Annotated in this window: 23 protein-coding genes; 7 read left to right on the top strand and 16 right to left on the bottom strand. The window is 46.0% G+C overall.

Annotation, left to right across the window (positions count from 1 at the left end; genetic code table 11):
* Nucleotides 1-69 precede the first annotated feature (69 nt).
* Complete coding sequence (locus KV201_RS06460) at nt 70-912, top strand: putative RNA methyltransferase (RefSeq protein WP_226058850.1); 843 nt, start codon at nt 70-72, stop codon at nt 910-912.
* A gap of 621 nt (nt 913-1,533) precedes the next feature.
* On the opposite strand, the gene KV201_RS06455 is transcribed toward KV201_RS06460, so the two are convergent.
* A complete protein-coding gene (locus KV201_RS06455; protein WP_006080732.1) occupies nt 1,534-1,800 on the bottom strand; it encodes an Lpp/OprI family alanine-zipper lipoprotein in 267 nt (88 codons plus the stop codon).
* A gap of 233 nt (nt 1,801-2,033) precedes the next feature.
* Nucleotides 2,034-3,284, bottom strand: coding sequence for a multifunctional CCA addition/repair protein (locus tag KV201_RS06450; RefSeq protein WP_226058849.1), 1,251 nt, complete (start codon nt 3,282-3,284; stop codon nt 2,034-2,036).
* A 178-nt stretch (nt 3,285-3,462) separates the two neighbouring features.
* Between KV201_RS06450 and KV201_RS06445 the strand changes: the two genes are divergently transcribed.
* Both KV201_RS06445 and KV201_RS06440 read left to right on the top strand, forming a co-directional pair.
* Entirely contained in the window at nt 3,463-5,136 is a 1,674-nt protein-coding gene (locus KV201_RS06445; RefSeq protein ID WP_226058848.1) for an ExeA family protein, read from the top strand.
* Entirely contained in the window at nt 5,136-6,254 is a 1,119-nt protein-coding gene (locus KV201_RS06440) for a general secretion pathway protein GspB (protein WP_226058847.1), read from the top strand. Before KV201_RS06445 ends, KV201_RS06440 begins: the two co-directional genes overlap by 1 nt.
* 108 nt (nt 6,255-6,362) lie before the next feature.
* Here KV201_RS06440 and nhaD read toward each other — a convergent pair whose 3' ends face one another.
* On the bottom strand, nt 6,363-7,610 hold the full coding sequence (nhaD, locus tag KV201_RS06435; protein WP_006085043.1) for a sodium:proton antiporter NhaD: 1,248 nt from the start codon (nt 7,608-7,610) through the stop codon (nt 6,363-6,365).
* Between the two features lie 551 nt (nt 7,611-8,161).
* Here nhaD and KV201_RS06430 point away from each other — a divergent pair.
* Nucleotides 8,162-8,359 (top strand): hypothetical protein, encoded by a 198-nt coding sequence (locus KV201_RS06430; RefSeq protein WP_006085044.1) that lies wholly within the window; start codon nt 8,162-8,164, stop codon nt 8,357-8,359.
* 113 nt (nt 8,360-8,472) lie between these two features.
* Here the strand turns inward: KV201_RS06430 and hemL are convergent, their stop codons facing one another.
* The 3 genes from hemL to KV201_RS06415 form a co-directional block, all read right to left on the bottom strand.
* On the bottom strand, nt 8,473-9,765 hold the full coding sequence (gene hemL, locus KV201_RS06425; RefSeq protein ID WP_226058846.1) for a glutamate-1-semialdehyde 2,1-aminomutase: 1,293 nt from the start codon (nt 9,763-9,765) through the stop codon (nt 8,473-8,475).
* Nucleotides 9,766-9,791: 26 nt separating this feature from the next.
* Nucleotides 9,792-10,811, bottom strand: a complete 1,020-nt coding sequence (locus tag KV201_RS06420; RefSeq protein ID WP_006080739.1) for an aspartate carbamoyltransferase — start codon at nt 10,809-10,811, stop codon at nt 9,792-9,794.
* Nucleotides 10,812-11,074: 263 nt separating this feature from the next.
* Nucleotides 11,075-12,799, bottom strand: a complete 1,725-nt coding sequence (locus KV201_RS06415) for a chloride channel protein (protein WP_006080740.1) — start codon at nt 12,797-12,799, stop codon at nt 11,075-11,077.
* Nucleotides 12,800-12,873: 74 nt separating this feature from the next.
* Here KV201_RS06415 and KV201_RS06410 point away from each other — a divergent pair, with 74 nt between their 5' ends.
* Both KV201_RS06410 and erpA read left to right on the top strand, forming a co-directional pair.
* The gene (locus KV201_RS06410; RefSeq protein ID WP_226058845.1) at nt 12,874-13,677 is read left to right on the top strand and encodes a DUF6776 family protein; all 804 of its coding nucleotides are present in this window, start codon (nt 12,874-12,876) and stop codon (nt 13,675-13,677) included.
* Nucleotides 13,670-14,020, top strand: a complete 351-nt coding sequence (gene erpA / locus KV201_RS06405) for an iron-sulfur cluster insertion protein ErpA (RefSeq protein ID WP_006080742.1) — start codon at nt 13,670-13,672, stop codon at nt 14,018-14,020. Before KV201_RS06410 ends, erpA begins: the two co-directional genes overlap by 8 nt.
* 96 nt (nt 14,021-14,116) lie before the next feature.
* Here erpA and KV201_RS06400 read toward each other — a convergent pair whose 3' ends face one another.
* From KV201_RS06400 to KV201_RS06380, 5 genes are all read right to left on the bottom strand, one after another.
* Complete coding sequence (locus KV201_RS06400) at nt 14,117-14,566, bottom strand: hypothetical protein (protein ID WP_006080743.1); 450 nt, start codon at nt 14,564-14,566, stop codon at nt 14,117-14,119.
* Nucleotides 14,567-14,591: 25 nt separating this feature from the next.
* On the bottom strand, nt 14,592-14,972 hold the full coding sequence (locus KV201_RS06395; protein ID WP_006080744.1) for a DUF2750 domain-containing protein: 381 nt from the start codon (nt 14,970-14,972) through the stop codon (nt 14,592-14,594).
* A gap of 164 nt (nt 14,973-15,136) precedes the next feature.
* Nucleotides 15,137-15,832, bottom strand: coding sequence for an aquaporin Z (gene aqpZ, locus KV201_RS06390; RefSeq protein ID WP_226058844.1), 696 nt, complete (start codon nt 15,830-15,832; stop codon nt 15,137-15,139).
* Between the two features lie 430 nt (nt 15,833-16,262).
* On the bottom strand, nt 16,263-17,372 hold the full coding sequence (locus KV201_RS06385) for an anhydro-N-acetylmuramic acid kinase (protein ID WP_226058843.1): 1,110 nt from the start codon (nt 17,370-17,372) through the stop codon (nt 16,263-16,265).
* 20 nt (nt 17,373-17,392) lie between these two features.
* On the bottom strand, nt 17,393-18,799 hold the full coding sequence (locus KV201_RS06380) for a peptidoglycan DD-metalloendopeptidase family protein (protein WP_006085049.1): 1,407 nt from the start codon (nt 18,797-18,799) through the stop codon (nt 17,393-17,395).
* A gap of 126 nt (nt 18,800-18,925) precedes the next feature.
* Between KV201_RS06380 and tyrS the strand changes: the two genes are divergently transcribed.
* The gene (gene tyrS, locus KV201_RS06375) at nt 18,926-20,119 is read left to right on the top strand and encodes a tyrosine--tRNA ligase (protein WP_226058842.1); all 1,194 of its coding nucleotides are present in this window, start codon (nt 18,926-18,928) and stop codon (nt 20,117-20,119) included.
* A 195-nt stretch (nt 20,120-20,314) separates the two neighbouring features.
* Here the strand turns inward: tyrS and KV201_RS06370 are convergent, their stop codons facing one another.
* From KV201_RS06370 to KV201_RS06350, 5 genes are all read right to left on the bottom strand, one after another.
* The gene (locus KV201_RS06370) at nt 20,315-20,743 is read right to left on the bottom strand and encodes a hypothetical protein (protein ID WP_006085051.1); all 429 of its coding nucleotides are present in this window, start codon (nt 20,741-20,743) and stop codon (nt 20,315-20,317) included.
* 126 nt (nt 20,744-20,869) lie between these two features.
* Nucleotides 20,870-21,361 (bottom strand): nuclear transport factor 2 family protein, encoded by a 492-nt coding sequence (locus KV201_RS06365; protein ID WP_006080750.1) that lies wholly within the window; start codon nt 21,359-21,361, stop codon nt 20,870-20,872.
* 1 nt (nt 21,362) lies between these two features.
* Complete coding sequence (locus KV201_RS06360) at nt 21,363-21,989, bottom strand: trimeric intracellular cation channel family protein (RefSeq protein ID WP_226058841.1); 627 nt, start codon at nt 21,987-21,989, stop codon at nt 21,363-21,365.
* On the bottom strand, nt 21,986-22,363 hold the full coding sequence (locus KV201_RS06355; RefSeq protein WP_006085052.1) for a DUF2721 domain-containing protein: 378 nt from the start codon (nt 22,361-22,363) through the stop codon (nt 21,986-21,988). Before KV201_RS06355 ends, KV201_RS06360 begins: the two co-directional genes overlap by 4 nt.
* A 56-nt stretch (nt 22,364-22,419) precedes the next feature.
* Nucleotides 22,420-23,409, bottom strand: coding sequence for a cobalamin biosynthesis protein (locus KV201_RS06350; RefSeq protein ID WP_226058840.1), 990 nt, complete (start codon nt 23,407-23,409; stop codon nt 22,420-22,422).
* Nucleotides 23,410-23,425 lie beyond the last annotated feature (16 nt).

Raw genomic sequence — 23,425 nt, 5'->3', positions numbered from 1 at the left:
TCATGTACCCGATTTTTGTTTTTGGAGCTTCCTCATTTTCTGAAGCTTAACTTATTTTTGGAGCTTTATATGGGTCTCGAATATCAGTGTCCAACCTGCGGACTTGCGTTAAAACAACACAAAGCCTCCCAAGGTTTTTATTGTGTCAATAAGCATCACTTCGATCGGAATGAGCAAGGCTATTGGGTTTTTACTAAACCACAACGCCAAAAGCCAACTGGTGATTCGCGCGAGCAAGTTAGAGCTAAGCGTTTTCTGCTCGAATCAGGCATCTTTTCACCTTTGATCGATAAACTGGCTGAGATAATCACTGGATCTATTACGCCTGATGCTTGTTTATTGGATTATGAATGCGCTGAGGGCTTCTTCTTGCGTGCTTTAGCTTCCAAGCTGGCTGAGGTCGAAAATCCGCTAAACGTCCAGTACGTGGGCGTAGCGGACGCAGAAAATGCTATTTTTGCTGCAGCGAAGGCGCAGACTCCTGGGATCTTGTGTTTAAGCTCTTCTAAAAAATTACCCTTTATCGATAATTGTGTGGATTTTATTACTGTTATTGATCGGCCGTTAAAGGGAAAAGAGTCTGTTAGGATGTTGAAAGACGATGGGACCATGTTACTGGTTATGCCTGGGCCACGACACCTATGGCAACTCAGGGAATATATTTATCCTGACTTGGCTGAAAAACCTTTCAAAGTGAATTTGCCCTCTGCATTATCGGTAAAAGACACTCAGGCACTGAGCTTCACCTTATCTGTTACCGGTGAGCAGGCATTAACGCTATTGGATATGGCGCCTTATGCGTGGCGTGCAACTGACAAGATGAAACACGATATTCAAGCTAATCATTTTGAGTCGTTGGAAATTGACTATGTATTAGTCTCAGCACATAAACGCGTGGTTGAATCGCTATAGGTTAAAACCTGCAGTTGATGCGGTTAATTTTAAGCCAATTCATAGACTTAGTTCGATGGTTTTTAGATGCTTTAAAAGGCTATATTACTCAAGTCTATGATTCTGTTTGACGTTTTTATGTTGTTTTTATGTTGGATGGGCCGAAGCTGTTATTATTTTTAACTTTAGGCCTATTTGTTCTGTGACAAATACAACCTTCTTATTGCCTTTGTTTCCCATGTAGCCTCGATTTTTGTCAATAGCTTTTCTTTAAAAGAGAAATATTATTTTTTTATAAAAAACCATTTTTAAGATAAACGAGACTGACTTTTAAGAATACTTAAAAGTTTAAATGAGAAGCTTAGATTAATAACAAAGGTTTTAATTAAAAGACGAATGGGATCCGTTTATACAGGCGCATACAAAAGTTAACTTTTTAAGGGGATTGGGGAATAGCCTTTAAAGATGCGTTTGGAAATTTAAAGTCAATTTTGCGTTTTTGTATTACGGGATTGGCAATCTTGAGTATCAAGACCTTGAATGACAGGCATAAAAAAAGGCTTAGATTGATGTGCTTAACGCTTTCATCTTTCTTAAGCCTTTTGTCTTAACTTACTAAATAGTAAGCTAAATTACCTTTCATTACTTCTTGTAACGAGAAGCAACGTTGTCTAAACGGTCGTTTGCGCGTTTAGCTTCTGCTTGTGCGTCCATAGATGCTGCTTTTGCATCTTTAACGTCTGCAGACAGTTTGCTTTGCTCTGATTTCAGAGAACCAACATCAGCTGACAATTGATCAACTTTGTTGCCCAGAGTTGCAACGCTTTCTTCCAGAGCAGTAGTGTTCGCGCAACCACCTAGTAGGGCAGTCATTGCTAAACCAGCAATCATCAGTACTTTTTTGTTCATTGTAAAAAATCCCTTAAAATAGGTTGGATTTGAATGTTTCGTTACTTTGTAAGCGAAACTGCCTAATTATGACATAGCTATTTTAATTTGCTACGAATATTAATGTGTTTAACCACTATAGGCATATAAATTTTTTTTAAAAGCTTTTTTTATAAGTTATATCGACATTTCTAATCGTAAAGGAGGGTATTTTTCACTATAAAGTGATGCGCCACTTACAAATCCTTTACAAATTACTGTTCATCCGTCGGCAGTTTAGTTTGCATTTTTTGTTTAAACTGACTGACCGCTTCAATCCGACGTAAATTTAACGCCTGCTTTATCTCTGCGCCTTGAAAACCTGCGGCAATAATGGCGGCAATATCGACATTATTGGCGGCAAGGAAGCATTGAGTTAAATATTCACCCTGAGGGTAGGGGTTGTTTTCAAATCCTGTGCGACCACGCATATCGGCGATGCAGGCTAATATAAGCTGCGTCAAGCGCTCTGGCTTACGCCAAAAGTCAGCTTTATCGAATATTTTTACGATCGTTTCGGCTCTAAGCTCGAAGGCCTGATGAACGTTCTGATGTTGGTCACTGACGAGTAACGCAAGATCGCGGGTTTCGTTCGGCACTCGTAAGCGGGTGCAGAGCGCTTTTATCAGCGGCAAGCCCTTTTGGCCGTGACTGTGATGTTTAGGTAAATGCTCTTTTGGACTGAGGGCTTTGCCTAAATCATGTGCGAGAGCGGCAAAACGAACGCTTTTATCCTCAGTGAGAAGGGCGGCTTGGGCTAGCACCATTAAAGTATGCACGCCGGTATCAATTTCAGGATGCCATTTTTCTGGTTGAGGAACGCCAAATAAGGCAAAGATCTCAGGAAAGAGTACTTCAAGGGCGCCGCATTGGTGCAGTACTTCAAAAAAGACCTCGGGGTGAGGTCCGCCTAAGCTTTTATCGACTTCTTGCCAAACTCGCTCCGCTGTTAACGCGTTAAGCTCATCGCTTGCGCTAATTTGGCGCATCAGTGCCAGAGTTTCTGCGGCAATGTGAAATCCTAAGGCATGAAACCTTGCGGCAAAGCGGGCGACACGCAATACGCGAAGCGGATCTTCAACGAAAGCATCCGACACATGGCGCAATAGGCGCGCGTTAATATCCTCAATGCCATTAAAAGGATCGTATAAGTTGCCCTTTTCATCTTGGGCGATAGCATTGATGGTCAGATCTCGGCGCAACAAGTCTTGCTCTAAAGTCACATCGGGACTTGCATGGCAGCTAAAACCACCATAACCCAGTCCAATTTTTCGTTCTGTTCGGGCTAACGCATATTCTTGTTGGTTTTTAGGATGCAGAAATACTGGGAAATCTTTACCGACTTGGCGGTATCCCAGTTGCAACATTTGTTCTGGAGTCGCACCAACGACGAGGTAATCTTTGTCCTTGATAGGGAGATTGAGCAGGCTGTCACGCACAGCACCGCCGACGAGATATATTTTCACAGGCAAGATTCGGCTAATGTGTCATAAACATAGCTTATCATGCCCATTAAGGTGATGGATAAAGTCGTCGCGAGATATTTGCGCACTTATGTGTCACATTGATGTTGCGGATATTTTGACAATAACATTGGGACGCTTTAACGTGGGGCGTTATTTTTAAATTAGGATGATTGGTGGTATGTACAAGGCCTTTTACGGACTCAGCGATAACCCTTTTTCGATTGCACCCAATCCCCATTATTTGTTTTTGAGTGATAGGCACAGAGAGGCGTTGGCCCATTTAACCTACGGGTTAGGGGAAACGGGCGGCTTTGTGTTGCTAACAGGGGAAGTTGGCACGGGTAAAACGACGGTATCTCGCTGTTTACTTGGGCAATTGCCCGATAATACCGACACCGCATTTATCCTTAATCCATCGCTAACAGAGCTCGAGTTGCTCGCCACGCTTTGCGATGAACTTAAGATTTCCTACGGAGACAATCCCACACTCAAGCAGTTGACCGACCACTTGAGTCGTTTTTTATTGGACAATCACAGCAAAGGTCGTAATACCGTGCTCATTATCGATGAAGCGCAGCATTTACGCCCTGAGGTATTGGAGCAACTGCGCCTTCTGACCAATCTTGAGACGGACACCAAGAAGTTACTGCAGGTCATTTTAATCGGTCAGCCAGAATTACAGCTGTTATTGAAGCGCCAAGAGTTGCGCCAGTTAGCCCAGCGGATCACTGCTCGCTACCATTTATTACCGCTAAATGAAGATGAAATCGCCCTTTATGTATTGCATCGCTTGCAAGTGGCGGGACGATTTGAACCTTTGTTTACTCGCAAAGCCGTTAAGGTGTTACAAAAGTACAGTGGCGGCATCCCTCGATTAATTAACCTCTTATGTGAACGTTCGCTGATGGCGGGCTATGCGCAATCTCGGGTGCCCATCGATCATCATATGGTGCGGCAAGCTGCGGCTGAAGTATTAGGTGAAGAGGAGCCAACTCAGAATAGGTATCTTTGGCCGACAGCGACCGCTGCGGCGTTATTTGTCGCTTTTGGTGTTTCCTATTGGCTATTTACCGACAAGCCTGTCAATACTGCGTTAGCGTCTAGTATGGGCCTAGAGTCTGCGTCAGCAAATGTTGCTGCATCAAACATTCAAGCTTTGAGTGCGACCGAAGAGATCAGCAAGTTAGTACAACCCGTTGATCAGCAAAGCAGTCAGGGGTCAATTCCAGATCCCAATCAGCGCTTACTTAATGATGCGATTAATCAGAGTCGCGATATCGATACTGCCTTTGCGGGTTTGTTTAGCGTGTGGGGCAAAGTACCGTATAAAGGTTTAACCGCCTGCCAATCTGCGGTTGAGCAAGGATTGGCTTGTTATCAGCAGCAGGGTAACTGGATGTCACTGACTCGGCTTAATTATCCAGCCGTGGTGTATTTGGTTGATGATAACCTGCAGGATTTTTATGGCGCTGTGATTGCGGTAGATGGCGAGCAGTTGCTGATGCAGTTAGGTGAACAACAACTTTGGGTTGATAGAGCATGGTTTAATCAACATTTTAGTGGCACCTTCGAAATCCTATGGCAAGCACCTAATTTGCCTATGATGGATATCAGTCAAAAATCGAGTCCAGGTCAACTGCAATGGTTAGAGAATGCCTTAGCCCATGTGAATAATCGCAATACTCGCAGGGTCAATCAATTCGATGTGCAACTGGAAAATGATCTTAAAAGCTTCCAAAGTCAGCATGGCTTAAAAGCCGATGGTATTGCCGGAAATCAGACATTAGTGAGATTAAATTTGTATTTGAGTCAGCAAGGTCCACGTTTAACCGATAATGGGGCGCGCAGCTGATGTCCATTTTACTCGATGCCGTGACCCGCAATAAACAACAGCAACAATCGCCTTTACCCGATGCAGTGATGACGCCAAGGGCGAATTACCCGCAGCCACGTAAATCAGGCGTACCGATAGGCAAGCTGTCTTTACTTGTCGTCGCAGTCGCCGCCGGAATTGGCGTCGCTTGGGGATTAAGTGTGTGGGATCAAACTCGACACATTTCAACCGAACATGCTTTAACTAACAATGTGGCGGTGGCAAAGGTATTGCCACTAACTGCATCTTCATTACCAGCTTCGACAGTGGCTAAAAGTGAGCTTCAGACTGCCTCGGCAGAATCGGTTGCTCAGCCGCAATCTGAGGGCAGTGCTAATACAGGTGTTCGACTCGCAGGAAAAGTGGCGCTGCCTCGGGCACAGACTTTGCCCGAGTTGACTGCATCATCGCAATATCAGGGCGGGGCTGTAGCAAACTCGGCTCAGGCTTCTAGCGCGAATATGAACAGCAATGCTGCTCAAAGTTACAGTGTTCCTAAAAATAGTGTTCCTAACAACAGCGATCCGATTAATAGTGATTCCAGCTACGGAGACTATATGTCGACGTCAGCCCAAGTAGACGCAGCAAGTCGCGAAGTTGCGTCTATGTCTACAGACACGCAAACACAGCAACCTATGATGTTAGGTGCTAATGCTAATGAGTCGGGTCTTGCGAGTCTTGAGGCGCTGCGTCAGCAAGTGAGTGCGGCGGCGGAAGATGTCGGTTTAGAAACCAACAAAAGTCGCGATGAAGATAAGTTAGTTGCTTCCTTTCAAAGTGCGTTAAAGGATGTGGAATACACCAATGCGGCGGAGACGAATGTCACTGAAGCAAAATTAGATCCTATTCCTAAAACGGCTGCAGATGATATCCCTAAATACGGTCAACTACCTGCTGGGCTGCAATTACAAGTGCCAGAATTTAATATTGTCGCCCATGTTTATTCCAGCGATCCGACCCAAAGGTGGCTGAATGTGGACGGTGCAGAGTTGCAGGAAGGGGATATGATTGCGGGTAAGCTGAAGATTATCTCCATTCGTCCACGGGACATAGTGTTAGATATTCAAGGTACCCAGTTTAAAGTGCCTGCAATTTAATCTGGCTTTACGATGAGTAATGCTAGCGGTTATCTGTGCAAGCCACAGCTAAAGAGTAGAAATGAAAAAGGCGCCTAGGCGCCTTTTTTGATCTTAATGAATCTCAACTTAATCAAACAGTCTGTAGGCTAAGAATAGGGTCAGTGCGTAACCGACGCTGTAGCAAAGGAAAAGTGCTGGAACGTATTTTAAATAACTCACAAACGTCAGTTCTTTCACTTTACTCATGGCCACAATACCCGATGCAGAACCGATAATCAGCAGTGAGCCACCTACGCCAACGCTATAGGTTAAGCCAAGCCATTCTGGAGTATTCAGGACAGGGCTTGCTTTTAACAATGCCGCTGTTAATGGCACGTTATCAATCAAGGCTGAGCCGATACCTGTGACGAAGTTAGAGATGTTTGGATTAAACATAGTATAAGCTTCGGTCAGCATGTCTAAGGTGCCGATTTCTTTAAGCATACCCACGAGCAGCAAAATACCTAAGAAGAACAACAGGGTGTCGTATTCAACTTGGCGAATATACTCAAGGATTTTGATTTCTTCTTTATCGCTACGTGTGGTATGGCCAATCAGGAACATGATTGACAGACCCGTTAGGAAGGTCAGCACTGGCGGGATACCAAACAATATGTTCAGTAACATGGTCATTAAAATCGTGCAGAAGAACACGAGGGCAATCATGACATCAACGGTTTGATAGGTGTGTTTGATGGGTGTCGTGCTCACCACGCCTTCGGCTTTGAGTGAGAACAGGGTTGCCAACAAAATCACGCTCACGGCCGATGGGATAAACAACATCAGCAGTTCGGACATATGCACATGGCCGCCTAAGAAGATCATCAATGTTGTCACATCGCCGGTGATCAAAGCGACACCGCCTGAGTTCACTGCGAAGATAATCAACACTGCCATTCTGCGGCGCATTTGCTTGTCGAGTTTAAAGGTGGTTAATAAGCCTAATGACACTAACGTCGCGGTGACGTTATCACAAAATGCCGAGAGCACGAGTGCGAACAGGGCAACTTGGATCATCAACATGCGCACCGATACTTTCTGCGGGAACAGCTTTTGCACCATGATTTGGATCATGCCTTTAGCGTTCAAGTACGCGACGAAGGTCATGGTCGACATCAGAAAGAGCCAGAGTGTGGCAATTTCGAGCAAATTTTCATTGAGTTGATGGGCAACGAGTTTCTCATTGGCCGGTTCTCCAGCAGCCATAAACAGCGCTACCCAAGAGATACAGCCAAAGAATAAGGTGGTTTTTGCTTTATTAAGGTGGGTCACTTCTTCGAAAATAATACTGAGCAATGCGAGCACGGCCAGTATGATGAGAAAGGTATTTAACATAACTGCAATTCCAACTGCTGTTTTAATGTCGTAGGGCGACTTGAGTCAACCTAAAGATTGAGCATATCAAGGCTGAATTAAGCTAGCCGTGTTAGCGCGTGCGGATCAGAACATAATGGGCTAAAGAACGCAACTGTTAGCTGTGACTCAATTTACTGCTGCTTTGTGATGTTGATCCCATGCATTTTAGCGATAAACTGGTTTTATATATCGGCACTTTGATTTTTGTTAGTGTGATTGACTATATTGTTTGATTTGATTACCGCGTTAAAAGTGAGATCTACGATTAAAGTCTAAGCAGTCAGTTTGTCGATCCTTCAATTAATTTTTGTTCAGCAAGAGATCCATGAATGCTGAGGCCAAAGTGGAGTCGTTTTTCCACACTTTCCCCTGTTATTGACCTTAATGGCTTAATTGATTCGCGTGTCACAAAAATGTCTTTGCCAAAATCTTGACTGGATACAAAGTGAGCGCTATCTTGTGGCTGTTTTCTTATCTGGGCACAGGATATTGTGTTAACACGGGATGTTGTGTTTTTGGAGTAGATGTAAATGACATTTGTTATTCGGAGCCTTTTGCTTTTAGGCTCACTGGTTTGGTTAACGTATTCGGGCAAGCAGCTTTTTGCGCTGGGTGTGATGAGTCAGCCTGAGCTCGCCATTGAGCATATCAATTTGACCATACAGCTGGTCGTGGCGGCGATAATATTTAAATCGGCTTTAGGTTCTAAAAAGTCCGATAGCTACTAACGCTAAATAAAGCTAACTGAATCTAAGTAAAGCTAATTAAATTTAATAAAAACAAAGGGACGCTATTGCGTCCCTTTGTTATTTTTAAGGTGTAGCAACCCTAAAATCTAGGTTTAGCTTGCCGCTTTCATGCTCGCTAATACGCGGTCAGCCGCTTCTAAGGTCAAGCGCATTTCTTCTTCGCCATGGGCCATAGACAGGAAACCGGCTTCATAGGCGCTCGGTGCCAAGTACACGCCTTCATCTAACATACCGTGGTAGAAAATGCGGAACTGCTCAATACTACATTGGGTCACTTGGTCAAAACGGGTGATTTCCGCTTGTTCTGTGAAGAAGAAACCGAACATGCCGCCAACATAGTTGATCGCCATTGGAATACCGTGCTTGTCAGCTGCCGCTTTAAAACCTTCTGCAATACGTTTGGTTTTTGCGCTTAGCTCTTCGTATAGACCTTCTTCACACAGGGCTTCCATTTGCGCCAAACCTGCTGACATCGCAATTGGGTTACCAGATAACGTTCCCGCTTGGTAAACCGGACCCGTAGGCGCGATAAACTGCATCACATCTTTACGGCCACCGAAGGCACCCACTGGCATACCGCCACCAATCACTTTACCAAGCGTGGTCAAGTCAGGTGTGACGCCGTAGTAACCTTGAGCGCCGCTTTGTGATACACGAAAACCTGTCATCACTTCGTCGATGATCATTAAGGCGCCGAACTCATCACAAATATCACGCAGACCTTGAAGGAAACCTGGGATAGGTGGAATACAGTTCATGTTGCCAGCAACGGGCTCGATGATGATGCAAGAAATGTCAGTTGGATACTGCTCGAACAGGGTTCTTACAGTATCTAAGTCGTTATACACAGCCGTTAAGGTGTGCTTGGCGAAATCTTCTGGAATACCGGGTGAGCTAGGTTGGCCTAAGGTTAGAGCACCAGAACCTGCTTTAACTAACAGGCAATCCGCATGGCCGTGGTAACAACCTTCGAATTTTAAGATCTTGTCACGATTAGTAAAACCGCGTGCTAAACGAATGGCGCTCATAGTGGCTTCTGTACCTGAACTCACCATACGAACTTGCTCGATAGAAGGCACCATAGAGATGACTTTCTCGGCCATTTGCACTTCAAGTTCTGTTGGTGCGCCAAAAGACAAGCCATTTTCCACTGCCGCTAATACCGCTGCACGGATTTTAGGGTGATTGTGGCCGAGGATCATCGGGCCCCAAGAACCGACATAGTCGATATAAGCTTTGCCATCGGCATCGTAAATATAAGCGCCGTTTGCTTTTTCAATAAACAGGGGCGAACCGCCTACACCATTAAATGCACGAACCGGAGAGTTAACGCCGCCGGGGATGGTTTTTTTAGCCTGTTCAAATAGCGCTTCGGAACGGGTCATGTTTAGTCCTTAAAGTCTGTAGCCAACTAGCGATCGGCTTTACGTGAATACCAATTAACCGGACACTCATATTTTTCGAGTTGATGATCAACGCCGAGTGTCAATGCAAACAAAGCCATGCGAATTAACAGCCCATTATCCGCCTGTCTGAAGATGGCGAGATTAGGGTGGCTGTTCAAATCATTATCTAACTCATTGGCTTGCGCGCGTGAATCCCTTGGAAGCGGATGCATAATGACAGTGTTAGATTTGCAATGCTGAGTGTAAATACTGCGATTTAAGCGGAACTTGCCGCGATACTTATTCGCTTCTTCCTGTGAAGGGAAGCGTTCTTCCTGAATGCGAGTGAGATACAGAATATCTGCTTTATCTAAATGGCCTTCAAGCTGGTCGGTTATTTTGATGCTATGGCCAGCATTTTCAATGTCGGAGATCACATAATCAGGCATCGCTAATTCAGCAGGTGAAATCAGTGTGAAACTGATGTTCTTATACATGCAGAGTAAGCGTGATAGTGAATGCACGGTTCGGCCAAATTTTAAGTCGCCGACCATTGCTATGTGCATGCCATCGATACCGCGACCGGCACATTTGAGTTCTTTTTGGATAGTGTATAAATCGAGTAGAGCTTGGGTCGGATGTTCGTTCGAACCATCGCCACCGTTGATCACTGGGACGCGGCTGCCTTCGGCAAACTCTTTTACCGAGTAAGAGTCAGGATGGCGCATGGCAATGACATCAGAATAGGTGGATAACACCCGCGCGGTATCGTACAGGGATTCACCCTTAGATAAAGACGATGAAGCCATACCTGTGGTTTCACGCACATGGCCGCCAAGTAAGTTAAAGGCACAGCCAAAACTTACGCGGGTACGGGTACTGGGTTCGAAAAACAGGTTACCTAAAATGGCGCCATCGAGCACATTATTGCGCTTCTCTCGAAGTGCATAGGGCATCATGCGGCTAGCGACATTAAAAATAGTTTGGATTGAGTCAAGATCTAACTGGTTTACGGAGAGGATATGGGATCCTTCGAACTGATTCATCAGCCTGTTTTCCAATTTGCTAGGGGGCATTTTAAGCTGCGGTATCGCGCTTATCTGCCCTGATGTTATGTAGGGTGGCTGAGGCGCGATTGTAGCAGAAGCACAGGGGCAACGAAATAGCCACATTGCCACTGTGTTAGATTTTTGCGATGAAGCCCAAAGCTTTTAATCTGCCGCCTTAGGTTTGGTATCAAGGTTTGGCATCAATACTAGGTTTTGCATCACTATCAGATTTTAAATTGATATCAGGTTTTAAATTGACGTTAGGCTTGGCCTAAGCGAATTTCCTGTTGCAGGTTCGACCAACTGATCACTCCGACCACGTTATCTGGCGTATCTTGATAGATAAACACCTCACCGCTGCGCTTGGGTGACAAGAGTAAATAGGCCTCATTGAGCGTGGTGCTGTCGCTTAAGCCTTGCATGGGATGGCGCGATAGCGTGGTACTGTCATCGTAGGATTGCATTTCAAGGCTGAGCATTTCGATAACGCCATCGGCATTGCGAACCAGCACAGGTCGACCTTCGGCCCGTTTAAGCACTTCGAGTAACAATTCATCGTTGTTATTGACGATAACAAAGCGTTTATCCATCAAGGCTCGCACGCCTTTTTTCTGCAGCGCTAAATTTACTGGCGCAACTTTATAGCCTAGCCCCATGATTTCTAATTGTTTAAAGAAAATAGAGTTAGTCTTAAAACCTTGATAGGCAATCAAAAATGCGGGAATAGTCACAAACATCGCCGGCAGGATAATACTGGCATCATTGGTCATTTCTAGCAGGGCGACTAACGCCGCCAGCGGCGCGCTTAAGCACACGCCCATCATGGCTGTCATGCCGATCACAGTGTAAAGCCCTACATATGGAGCGATCGACGGGAATAAGATGGCACTGATCAGCGCCAAAATCGCGCCAAGCAGCGCGCCGATGCCATAGAGTGGACCAATCAAACCACCTGGAATACCTAAGCCAATCGCTGCAATAGTGGCAATGATTTTGGCAAATAATAGGGCGATTAACAGCAACAGGCTTGGATGTTGACTAATGGCTTCGCTAATGGCGAGATCGCCCGTGCCAAGGGCTTGCGGCAACACGAGACCGATTAGCGTGGTGACGCTGCCCGCCAATAATAGTCGGTAAATCAGTGGCCAGTTTTGCCCCGTCGCAGTAACTTTTAAGAGTGAGTAATTAAACAACGCCGCAGCGCAGCCTAGTACCACGCCGCCGATGGCGAGAATAGGGTAGTGATCTAAGGGAATGTGGATCACTTGAATACGGTCAAATTCGTGCACATTACCAAACACTAATTGGCTTGAAACCGCGCCACAAATCGCGGAGAGCATAATCGGGAAGAAGTAATGGACTTTATATTCACGGACAATTACTTCGAGGACAAAAATCACTGCCGCCAAGGGTGCGTTAAAGGTCGCGGCAATCCCTGCGGCAATGCCACTGGCGCACATAATGCGCACACTGTTATCGGGAAGATTGAATTTTTCGGCGAGAAAGCTGGCACTGACAGCACCCAGATGAATGGCTGGACCTTCACGGCCGACGGAGAAATTGGTGCCGAGGGCGAATAATGCTTGAAAAAATTGCCCTACGGCAGATTGCAACGGAATTTTACCATAGTGCAGTTTAACTCTATGTAACACATAGGCTATTCCCATGCGCTTATAACGTTTGGAGCCTAGCTTAGCCACAATCCAAATTAATATTGCGCCTAAAAGTGGTAACAGGGCTCGCCAGTCGGCGACGTTCCCCGTAAAATCCAGCGCCTGTATTTGGGTGTAATGATTGGCCCAAACGAGCAAGAGTCGAAATAGTAAGATCACGCAGGATGCGAAAATGGCAAACAGCAGTGCCAGTATGCACAGTTGTGCACTGATCCTCGCTTGGGATAAATGGTCACGTAGCTCATTAGTTAAATACTTTTTGGCTGTGACTATGGCATGTTGAATAGCGACTTTATTTATCGTTAATTGCACTGCATTGGCCTGAGTTGTATTGTATCGAACTCGTTCTTGAGTTGATTGTATTTTATATAAGGGGCTGTTACCTAATGCCAAATTATCATCGTTGGCTAGATCGGCTGCAAGTGATGGATCTCAAGTATCGTCCATCTTCAGTGTATTTATCGCTTTTAGTGTTAGTTTCTATTCTTTTTGGTGCTTGGATAAGTTTTCTGCTATTAAGCAGTGATGAGCCCGTGGTTAAACACATCAGCAGTAAAGCCCAACGCTTGAGTGCTGAATTAGAAACACAGACCCAATTACTAGCGACCCGAAATCTAGAGCTGTCCGTCGAGCGTGAGGCTAACGCCCAAATGCAAGATATGTTTGGCCAGCAGATGAAAAAGCAAAAAGAATTGGAACATGAGCTGGCGTTTTACCGTAGCATTATGACACCGGATGATAATGCCGAAGGTGTCGCCATCCACGGACTTGAAATGACGCCGGGCGTTTTAGCCGATGAGTACAATCTCAAACTGGTATTAACTCAGCTGCAAAAGCGCAAGCAAGCGATTCAAGGTCGAGTCGAATTGACATTAATTGGTGTGCAGGAGGGGAAATCCGTTAGCTTGAGTGTGAACAAACTCACGGGTTCTAAGTTGGAATTTGATTTTCGCTATTTTCAGGTCATAGATACCAAGGTCACTGTTGCTGCTGGCTTTAGTTTACAGCAAGTGAAAGTCAAAGTGCTGGTGCCTTCGAGCCGCTGGACCAAGAATTCGCAGACAGAACATGTCTATAGTGCCCCTGAGTTATTACAGGGTGAAAAAGAACCACGGGTAATACTTGAACAAAACAGTCAGGTAAAGGATAATTTGCCCCAGAAAACTGATGTAAGAGGTAGTAATGACTGATCAAGCTGATACAGCAATGCCAATCCAATTTACCGATGCGGCAGCCGCTAAGGTGAAAGGTTTGCTGGAAGAAGAGCAGAATCCTGCACTTAAGCTACGAGTCTATGTGACTGGTGGTGGTTGTTCTGGATTTCAGTATGGCTTTACCTTTGATGAAAAGGTCAATGACGGCGATTTTACGATAGAAAAACAAGGCGTTCTCTTGGTTGTCGATCCTATGAGCCTACAATATTTAGTCGGTGGTGAAGTGGATTACACTTCAGGACTCGAAGGTTCTCGCTTCTTCGTGAAAAATCCTAACGCAACCACGACCTGTGGCTGTGGTGCCAGTTTCTCTGTATAAAGACTGCTCACTTAGCGCTTTTAAGGTGTGAAGTGAGAGCAAAAAAGCCGTCGCAATGACGGCTTTTTGTTGGGCAAAATTCAGTATGCTACGAACTTAACTCATGATGTTCAGGTTAAGCTTAGGTTTAAACCACGCCTTTACCTTTTTATCAAAAGCGACCCAGACTTGCAGTAATGACAAGATGATTAACGCGATAAAAATCACATAGTCAGGCAGTTTGCCCTGCCATTCACCTAAATGCACCGTCGTCGGGCCTACCACTAAATTGCCGGGATCGTACATGATCACTGGCAGCATGCTAATCAAGCCAAGCTGCACGACTGTGTAGCCACGCAGCATGATAAGCGCCGCCTTTTGTCGACCAATAATGGCAATCACCATTAAAAGTGTCAGTAGACAAAATAACACGCCTTGTTTAGCGACTAAGCCACTCACGGACGCAACAACATACACTAGCAGCAGGGCAATCAGTCGTTTGGGTAAGCGTGAACTCACGGCCGCGTCAGCCTTAGGTGTCGGTATAGCCGATTCTTGCTCGCTCATAGACATTCTCGCTTAGCGATTGAGATTAATGGCTTTGCTTAGGCGCTAATCGTTGATCTAACTCATATGGTGGGATAACCACACCTAAATCATCTAATACTGGGAACACGGCAACGAACAGGTCGTCATCTTCCATGCCTGGCACCCATCTTTCGTGAAATTCATCGAATGGGATCGCTAATGTTTGGCAATCGCTCCACTCATCCACAGCCCAAGATTCAGCCGCTTCTTCGGTTGGCCACATTGGAATGCAATCTTCTTCTTCAGTGGTCAGCATTACGCAACCGTCTTGGTCTTGTAATGTCCAAAGAACTTTATGTTCTTTGACTTGCTCAACGAGGTAATCGTAACGGGCTTCTGGCGTCATTGCTGCTGTCTCAGCGAGGGTTTTAACAGTCTTGCTCATGAAAAATATCTCTTTTGCTTGAATAGGGCGAAGCCTGTTGTGTCTCTAATGTAAAAACCTAGGGCACAGCAAAATTCACCAGTTGGCTAAATGGTAACATTAGAGCGGGATTAGAAAAAGAACAACAGCGCCAAGAGGGCGCTGTTGTGTTAGATCTTCGATGTTTATTCTGCCGCGCGGAAGTAGCGATAGATAAAGCCTGCCAAAATGGCGCCGACAATCGGTGCTACCCAGAATAACCAGAGCTGCGATACCGCCCAGTCACCGACAAACAACGCAGGACCTGTACTGCGCGCAGGATTCACCGAAGTATTGGACACTGGAATACTGATAAGGTGGATCAAGGTTAAGCCTAGACCTATCGCAATCGGGGCAAACCCTTTGGGCGCGCGTTCATCGGTGGCACCTAAAATAATGATTAAGAAAAACAGTGTCATAACAACTTCGCAAATCATGACCGACAGTATGCTGTAGCCACCTGGTGAATGCTCACCAAAACCGTTAGAGGCAAATCCGCCGGCGAGTGAAAATCCTTCCTGCCCAGAAGCAATAAGATACAAGATACCCGCCCCTGCAATCCCGCCCGCGACTTGGGCTATGATATAGGGCAATAATTCTGCCGCTGGAAAACGTCCGCCAGCCCAAAGGCCGAATGACACCGCTGGGTTAAGGTGACAACCTGAAATATGGCCAATCGCAAAGGCCATAGTGAGAACAGTTAAGCCAAATGCGAACGCTACACCGAGTAAGCCTATGCCCACCTCGGGAAATGCAGCGGCAAGTACCGCACTGCCACAGCCTCCAAGGACTAACCACAAGGTGCCAAGAAATTCCGCCGCCATTTTTTGTGACATATTCATTGATTGGTTTCCTATTATGTTAAAGACACTTGTTTGTTAACGAGTGCGTCTTTATTCCTTATTTACCTGTCTATTGGCGGATTTTGTCTGAGTGAGCAAAATCGCGCTCGAGACACGAGCTCCCTTAACAGCAATTTTTTGTCAAACGCTTGTGAGGCAATGACCAAGTGTTTGAGTTGGTTTAAAGCAATATTCAGCATCAGCTTCAATATAGTGAGATTTGATTAAGCTTCAGTGACGGAGTTGTTTACTCACACTCTGTTGCTACCACTATCAGTCATTAATAATAGATGGCTTTAAATGGGTTGCTGATTTTCTTGATTAATTTAGGCGGGAAGAGGGGAAATCGATACGTTGAGGGGTAAATACAGCAAGAGCTCCATGTAGAAGCTCTTGGTGAGGTCATCGCTTGATATTTTGAGAAGGTAAATTACTTAGCGCTAAATCTTCCGCCGAGTACGGCTTCGCGGGAGGCGCCTGTGACTGCTGGGAGGTTGGCGGGTAAGCCTAAGTGGTTACGCATGGCGAGCCACGCGAAGGCGATGCCTTCAGCCCATTTAGGGTCGACGCCAAGGGCTGAGGTGGTATTTAAGGTATAACCTGGCAATAGTGCGGCAAGACGCTGCATCAGTTGGCCGTTGAACGCGCCACCACCACAGACGTACAACTCCCCTTCATTCGATAATTTAATCATATCGCGGGCTATGCTGTGGCAGGTTAAATCCAATAACGTCGATTGGATATCTTCTTCATCTAAATGATTAAAGGGCGATAATTGCTGCTCTAACCAAGCTTGGTTAAACAGCTCACGGCCGGTGCTTTTAGGGTAAGCAAGGGAGAAATACGGGTGCGAAAGCAGTTGAGTTAACAGGTCTTGGTCGGTTTTGCCGGACGCAGCCCATGCACCATCTCTATCGAAGGGCTCACTTTTCACCTGCTGGATCCAAGCATCGATCAAGGTATTGCCAGGTCCCGTGTCGAAACCCAGTACTTGGTCACTGTTGCCCGGTAAATAAGTAATGTTGGCTATGCCGCCAATATTTAAAATGATGCGTTTTTTGCCGACTTCAGCAAAGGTTTGCTGGTGGAATGCTGGCGCTAAGGGCGCGCCTTGCCCACCTAGGGCAATATCTTTACGGCGAAAATCGGCAATCACATCAATACCGGTTTCGGTCGCAATAGTATTCGGGTCGCCAATTTGCAGGGTAAATCCCACTTCGAGGTTTGGCATGTGGCGCACGGTTTGGCCGTGGCTACCTATGGCGATAACCTCTTCTTTGGCAATGGCGCATTTGGTCAGCAGATTATTCACTGCTAAAGCAAACAGTTCACCCACATTACGATCTAAACGGCCAAGGCGGTTAATTTCATCTGTGCTGGGTGAACAAAGGCGCTGTAGGCCTTTGAGCAAATGGCTCGGTATGGCTTCGGTATGGCTGGCGATAAGCTGCGGCTGCGCGCCAGAAAAGTCGACCAATACGGCATCGACACCGTCCATGCTGGTGCCTGACATAAGTCCAATATAATAAGCGTTTTTCATTGGGAGGAATCCGTCCGTCGTTATTGCATTGCCAATTGCGTTTGCTTGTTTTGCGAAAGTGTAGTCATCAATTGCTGGCTAAGTGCATCGAATTGATTTTTTTCTTTTCTCGCAATCGATTCGGCTTTAGGTAGCGTTATGGTTCTTGGGTTGCGATGGACGCCATTGACGATAAATTCGTAATGCAAATGTGCACCCGTGACGCGCCCCGTTTTACCTAAAGTACCTATGATTTGCCCTTGCTTAACGCTGGCTCCTTTGCTGACGTTGCGCTTAGTGAGGTGGAGATATTTGGTGGTATAGGTATCGTTGTGTTTGATAAACACATAGTTACCGTTGAATTGATTGTAGCCCGCCTCGATGACGCGTCCGCTACCCGCCGCTTTAATGGGCGTGCCAATGGCGGCGACGTAGTCCACACCGCGATGGGCTTTGACTTGGCCCGTTACTGGGTGCAAACGTCTTGGATTGAAGTTTGAGCTGACATATTTAAAATCGACTGGCGAGCGCAAGAAGGCTTTACGCATGCTAGTGCCATTCTCGGAATAATAGTTACCGTCGGTATAGCGAATGGCTGTATAGCGCTCATCTTGGTTTACAAATTCTGCGGCTAAGATATTGCCGTTACGCAAAAATTCGCCATCGGCATATTCTTGCTCATAAATAATGGCAAAGCTGTCGCCCTCGCGTAAATCTAAGGCAAAGTCGATATCCCAGCCGAATACGGTCGATAACTGCATGATCTGGTTTGCATTCATGCCTGCATCGACGGCGGCGTTCCAGAAGTTGCTCTTAATCTTAGCGCTGGTGAAATGGCTGCGAATTTCCACATCCTTCTCGGATATTTTTTCTTGGTATTGATTTTGATTCTTGGTGATGATGAGCGTTGAAACTGCATTCACGCGATAACGCACTTCGGTCAAATCACCATTTATATCTTTCGAAATCACGATTTCTTCGCCCGGCATAATCTTAAGTAAATTTTGCTTGGCTAAGGGGAGTTGGGTGATTTCATACACGTCTTTACTGGTTAACCCTGCGCGATCAAATACCGCGGCTAAGGTATCACCGTTCTTGACGTTAAAATGTTCGACGTCCCTGTGATGGGCACTCTCTAAGGATTCAGTGGCTGGATTATTAGCATCACCCGCGGCAAGCGCGTCAGTTGACGATAATGGCGCAGCATTTGTGGGCGTATTGTCTGTTTGGCCCTCTAATAACTCAGGACGTTCAGGCGAGCGAAAGGCTAAAGGCACATCATAACGGGTGTTGATTTGAGCTTGGTCATCTATGCTGGTGGTTTGTCTTGAAGCTTGCGCTTCTTCAGAAGGTAGTAGCATGGTTATCATAGTGATAACTGAAAGAATGCTGAGGAGAATTTGATGCTTTTTAGGCAACAATTTAAATAACGTTATAACCTTTCCCATTGACGCCGATACCGATAACCAGAGACTTAAATAATCCCGTTAGTGTACACACTTTCAATTGTGGTGGCTAACAAGTAACATAAGTCTCTTCATTTTATGATCATGGCCTTAGGAGTCCCTGCCGAGATGGCTGATTTAGACCAAGTATTAGCAGAAATTAGACGTGGTACCGATGAGATTTTACTCGAAGCGGATCTGCTGGAAAAACTCAAAGAAGGACGTCCACTCCGTATTAAGTTAGGCGCCGATCCTACCGCTCCGGACATCCATCTTGGACACACTGTAATCTTAAATAAATTAAGGTTATTCCAAGAGTTAGGTCATGAAGTCATTTTCTTGATCGGTGACTTTACCGGTATGGTGGGTGATCCAAGCGGTAAAAACAGTACGCGTCCACCGTTAACCCGTGAACAAGTATTAGCGAACGCAGAAACCTATAAAGAACAGGTTTATAAGATACTTGATCCGGTTAAAACCCGTATCGAATTTAACTCAAGCTGGTTAGAGCCATTGGGCGCAGCGGGGATGATCCGCCTTGCTTCTAAGCAAACTGTGGCTCGTATGATGGAGCGCGATGACTTTAAGAAGCGTTATGCCTCGGGCCAATCTATTGCTATCCATGAGTTTATGTATCCTTTACTGCAAGGTTATGACTCAGTTGCGCTGCAGGCCGATGTTGAGTTGGGTGGTACAGATCAAAAGTTCAACCTGTTAATGGGCCGTGAACTGCAAAAAGCGGAAGGCCAAAAGCCACAAGCTGTGATCATGATGCCGCTGCTCGAAGGTTTAGACGGCGTGAAGAAAATGTCTAAGTCGGCGCACAACTATATTGGCGTGAGCGAACCTGCCAACGAAATGTTTGGCAAGCTGATGTCGATTTCGGACGACTTAATGTGGCGCTACTTTGAGCTTTTGTCATTCCGCCCACTGGCTGAAATTGAGCAGTTTAAGCAAGATGTGTCAAATGGGTCTAACCCACGCGACATTAAAATTGCCTTGGCTAAAGAAATCATCACACGTTTCCACGATGAAGCGTCTGCACAAAGCGCGCACCAAGCCTTTGTTGATCGCGCTAAGGGCATGATCCCTGACGATATCGACGCTGTCGAGTTAGTGGCGGGTGACGGTCTGGCGATTGCTAATCTGTTGAAAGATGCTGATTTAGTGGCGTCGACTTCAGAAGCCATGCGGATGATAAAGCAAGGCGCGGTGAAGATGGACGGCGAAAAGCTGGACGATAGCCGTATGACTTTGTCTGCTGGTACTGTCGCGGTATTCCAAGTCGGTAAACGCAAGTTTGCCAAAGTGACTTTAGTGTAAGTAGCTTTAGTTTAAGTCGCTTTAGTTTTAGTGACTTTGTTTAAGTCACTTTAGTTCAGATAACAGTGGTTTACCTGACTCTAGTTTGACTTACAATGGTTTAAGCCATTGTCTGTTAAATGAAAAAGTCGTTAAACGAACAAAAAGAGCGCCTTAGGGCGCTCTTTGTTTTTAAGTCTGTTTCACCCCATAAGATTAAGGCGCTGTGTTGGCCTCATGCTCGGCGATATTACATCTGTCTGTGCCAAAGTGTTGCCCACCACTGCATTTCCACGCCAGTTGCGCCGAACTCACCTGCCATTGTTTAGCATTCTGCTTCAAGGAAATAATCAACAGCATTTGTGGATGTTGCTTGGAGAGCTCGCTCACCTGATAGGTCAAAATGCTGTCTTTATTGGTTTGGGTTCGCACTAAGGTAAATTTGTTGCCTGCGTATTGGCTGCTGATCTGACTTGGGTCTTCCGACCAGGGTTGATGTTGTGCCTGAGCGACACGCAGTTGCTGATTAAAATGACTGACTGGCTGAACGGCGTAGGACACAATTATGGGCTGTAAGGCCTGTGCTTTGGGAGCCAGCATTAAGCCATTAAGGGCGAGTAGGGCTATCAATCCAAAAAACTTCATACAAACCTCATTGAAACGAAACGACTCAGTCAACCTATCGAAGGCGAAACACTCAGTGTTATTGACTCATTGTTAGTTTCGACCCGTTTTTAGGGATCAAGTTTCAAAGACAGCTAAATTTTGTGACTACTGCATCGCTAATTGGTCAGACATGGTCTGGTAATCGATAAGATCCACATGCTCAGTCACCCTATGGTTGAGCATATCGAGTTTAAGACTCGTGACGCCAGGAATCGCAATGTCGATGATTTTGCCAGGTTTGCCGAATTGTTCACCGGGTCCTTTGAAGTGATAGTTACCTATCATCACCACTAAAGAGCCGGCGTTATACATATGTTCTATGTTGAAGTCGTACTCGAGCACGCCCTCGTGGGCGCGCTCGAGAAAGTCGATGATAAAGCGGCCGCCAGTGTATTTACGGTTGGCGGTTTTATCGAAGAAGACGCTTTCACGGTTATAGAATTTTCTGAGTGTCTTGTAGTCGTGTTCGGTTAGCGCATTCATATACTTTACGGCTAACTGCTGTTCTTGTGGCATTTCACCTGAGTTGGCTTGCGCCGCTGCAGGATTGAGGGCTGGAACAAAAATGAGGCACAAAATAAGACACAATATTCGCAAACTATTCCCTCTTGGTTTTGAGATCAAAGGCCGGTAACGACAGATGCCACTTGATGGCGCTTAAGCGGATAAATAGGGCGCTGGTCATCGCCAGAAACAGCGCCGTTCTCTCGCCCATACCGTAGGCTAAACTCACGGTATAGCCGATACCACCTATGATTGAAGCTGTGGCATAGACTTCTGTACGTAACACCATAGGAACTTGTCTGCACAGTAAGTCTCGAATAATGCCTCCTCCCACGCCTGTGATCAAGCCCATTACCACGGCAATCATGCCACTCAAGCCCATATTGAGGGCTTTTTCGGCACCAATCACAGTAAACAAGGCTAATCCAAAGGCATCGGCGACCGGCAAAATATATTCAGGCACCTTGCGAGGCCGACGCACTAACAGCAAACAGGCGAGCACAGTTGCGAGAATCACTATGATGTAATTGGGATCGCGGATCCAAAACACAGGTGTTGCGCCAATTAAGGCATCCCGAATACTGCCGCCGCCCACAGCGGTGACCGAGGCGAGCACTATGACGCCAAAGGGGTCCATTCTATGACGCCCTGCGGCGAGTGCGCCAGATAGCGCAAATACAGCGGTACCCCATAAATCAAAAAAGTAGATCCACTGGCTCATTTACTCATCTCTTTGATATGGATATTTAATGCGTCAACAGAGATGCGAATTTCAATTACAGATAAAATCAGTGAATAGAGCAGCAGTAGCAGGCTAGCGCCAAAGATCACTGAGCCGGTTTTATTAAAGCCGACATAGATGAAAATCATGCACAGTACGCACAGGGCAAAGCTCGATACGCCCGCTTCTTGCATACGACGAATAATGGTAATGCGCTGGCTCAGGTTTTTGATTTGATCTTTATGTACGGGTTTTTCACCACTGCTTAAGTTTCGGATTAATGCCGCGAGGGCAAAAAAGCGATTGGTATAAGCAAGTAGTAACAATGAGATAGCAGGAAATAACAACGCAGGGGTTGTTAATGAAACATGCATGTTTTCGAGCAAGATAGTCAGCCTTTAACTTCACGTTGAGATAATGCGGCATCATATCACAGGCTATGTAACCAACGTAAACCTGCCCATAACAAGGGCAGGATAATGATAAAGCTAAACCAGATGGCGCAGGCGCGGGAGGTCAGCTTGATTGCTGGGGCGATGGCATCACTGGTCGGCTGCGGGCCATAACCTAGTTTGTCCACATTGATACGCACGCCATTAAACTTTTGAGGTCCACCGAGTTCGATGCGTAAAATACTCGCCACCAGATTCACACTGAGGATATAGCCTCGAATCGCGGGATGATTTTTTGGCGTACGAAATAGCTTAGCGAATGCCTTAGGGCCGCCTTGAATGGCAATTGATAGACTCCACAGCCAAGCGGGGATCGCTAGTAATATGGTCGATACGCCATTCACAGTACTGCAAAAATGTTGATACTTAGGCTGAATGGGCGGCCAGCTTAATTCGAGTTGTTTGAGCATTCGCACCGCCAGCACTAGCGGTGCTCCGGCGATAGCGAAAAAGAAAATGGTCAATGCTGTGCCGTAAATAGGCGCTGTGGCGAGTTTTTCTATGGTAGCTTTGGCTAGGCCGATTTCCGACAAGCTATCGGTATCGCGCACTACCCAAGGCTGTAAAAGCTTTTTTGCGCTGGCATTGTCTCCACGTTTTAAGGCTTTAGCGATTTCATCGGCGACTTGGCTAAACCCTGCATCGGTTAAACATAGATAAAGCACCAAAAATTCGAAAAACCATGGAAAGGCGGCCAGTTCGAGCAAAAAGGTGATAATGGCCCAAAACGGAAACAGTAATAGCATCATAGCTAAAAAGCCTGCAGTGGCTTGTTGGCTTGGGGAGCGTTCTGGACGATTTACCTTGGCGGCGAGTTGCTTAGCTAAATGGCCAAACCAAATAAGCGGCTGCATTTCACGTGGCAATGGCGCTAACCGCGCCAATAACAAAGCAAAAAAAAGTACCAAAAAGCCTTCAAACAAAGCGCCATCTATCTCGACAAGTTGTTGATAAAAAGAGGTGTGCATTCGGTACTTTTCCGCT

It is taken from the genome of Shewanella sp. SR1 (genome assembly GCF_020447145.1).
GTDB lineage: Bacteria > Pseudomonadota > Gammaproteobacteria > Enterobacterales > Shewanellaceae > Shewanella > Shewanella baltica.
Note: the sequence above shows the minus strand (reverse complement) of the source record. Positions and strands in the feature narration are given on the sequence as shown.

Coding starts and splice junctions, on each gene's coding strand:
- KV201_RS06460 (WP_226058850.1), top strand. CDS start 70: ATGGGTCTCGAATATCAGTGTCCAACCTGCGGACTTGCGTTAAAACAA.
- KV201_RS06455 (WP_006080732.1), bottom strand. CDS start 1,800: ATGAACAAAAAAGTACTGATGATTGCTGGTTTAGCAATGACTGCCCTA.
- KV201_RS06445 (WP_226058848.1), top strand. CDS start 3,463: ATGTACAAGGCCTTTTACGGACTCAGCGATAACCCTTTTTCGATTGCA.
- KV201_RS06440 (WP_226058847.1), top strand. CDS start 5,136: ATGTCCATTTTACTCGATGCCGTGACCCGCAATAAACAACAGCAACAA.
- nhaD (WP_006085043.1), bottom strand. CDS start 7,610: ATGTTAAATACCTTTCTCATCATACTGGCCGTGCTCGCATTGCTCAGT.
- KV201_RS06430 (WP_006085044.1), top strand. CDS start 8,162: ATGACATTTGTTATTCGGAGCCTTTTGCTTTTAGGCTCACTGGTTTGG.
- hemL (WP_226058846.1), bottom strand. CDS start 9,765: ATGACCCGTTCCGAAGCGCTATTTGAACAGGCTAAAAAAACCATCCCC.
- KV201_RS06420 (WP_006080739.1), bottom strand. CDS start 10,811: ATGAATCAGTTCGAAGGATCCCATATCCTCTCCGTAAACCAGTTAGAT.
- KV201_RS06410 (WP_226058845.1), top strand. CDS start 12,874: ATGCCAAATTATCATCGTTGGCTAGATCGGCTGCAAGTGATGGATCTC.
- erpA (WP_006080742.1), top strand. CDS start 13,670: ATGACTGATCAAGCTGATACAGCAATGCCAATCCAATTTACCGATGCG.
- KV201_RS06400 (WP_006080743.1), bottom strand. CDS start 14,566: ATGAGCGAGCAAGAATCGGCTATACCGACACCTAAGGCTGACGCGGCC.
- KV201_RS06395 (WP_006080744.1), bottom strand. CDS start 14,972: ATGAGCAAGACTGTTAAAACCCTCGCTGAGACAGCAGCAATGACGCCA.
- aqpZ (WP_226058844.1), bottom strand. CDS start 15,832: ATGAATATGTCACAAAAAATGGCGGCGGAATTTCTTGGCACCTTGTGG.
- KV201_RS06385 (WP_226058843.1), bottom strand. CDS start 17,372: ATGAAAAACGCTTATTATATTGGACTTATGTCAGGCACCAGCATGGAC.
- KV201_RS06380 (WP_006085049.1), bottom strand. CDS start 18,799: ATGGGAAAGGTTATAACGTTATTTAAATTGTTGCCTAAAAAGCATCAA.
- tyrS (WP_226058842.1), top strand. CDS start 18,926: ATGGCTGATTTAGACCAAGTATTAGCAGAAATTAGACGTGGTACCGAT.
- KV201_RS06370 (WP_006085051.1), bottom strand. CDS start 20,743: ATGAAGTTTTTTGGATTGATAGCCCTACTCGCCCTTAATGGCTTAATG.
- KV201_RS06360 (WP_226058841.1), bottom strand. CDS start 21,989: ATGAGCCAGTGGATCTACTTTTTTGATTTATGGGGTACCGCTGTATTT.
- KV201_RS06355 (WP_006085052.1), bottom strand. CDS start 22,363: ATGCATGTTTCATTAACAACCCCTGCGTTGTTATTTCCTGCTATCTCA.
- KV201_RS06350 (WP_226058840.1), bottom strand. CDS start 23,409: ATGCACACCTCTTTTTATCAACAACTTGTCGAGATAGATGGCGCTTTG.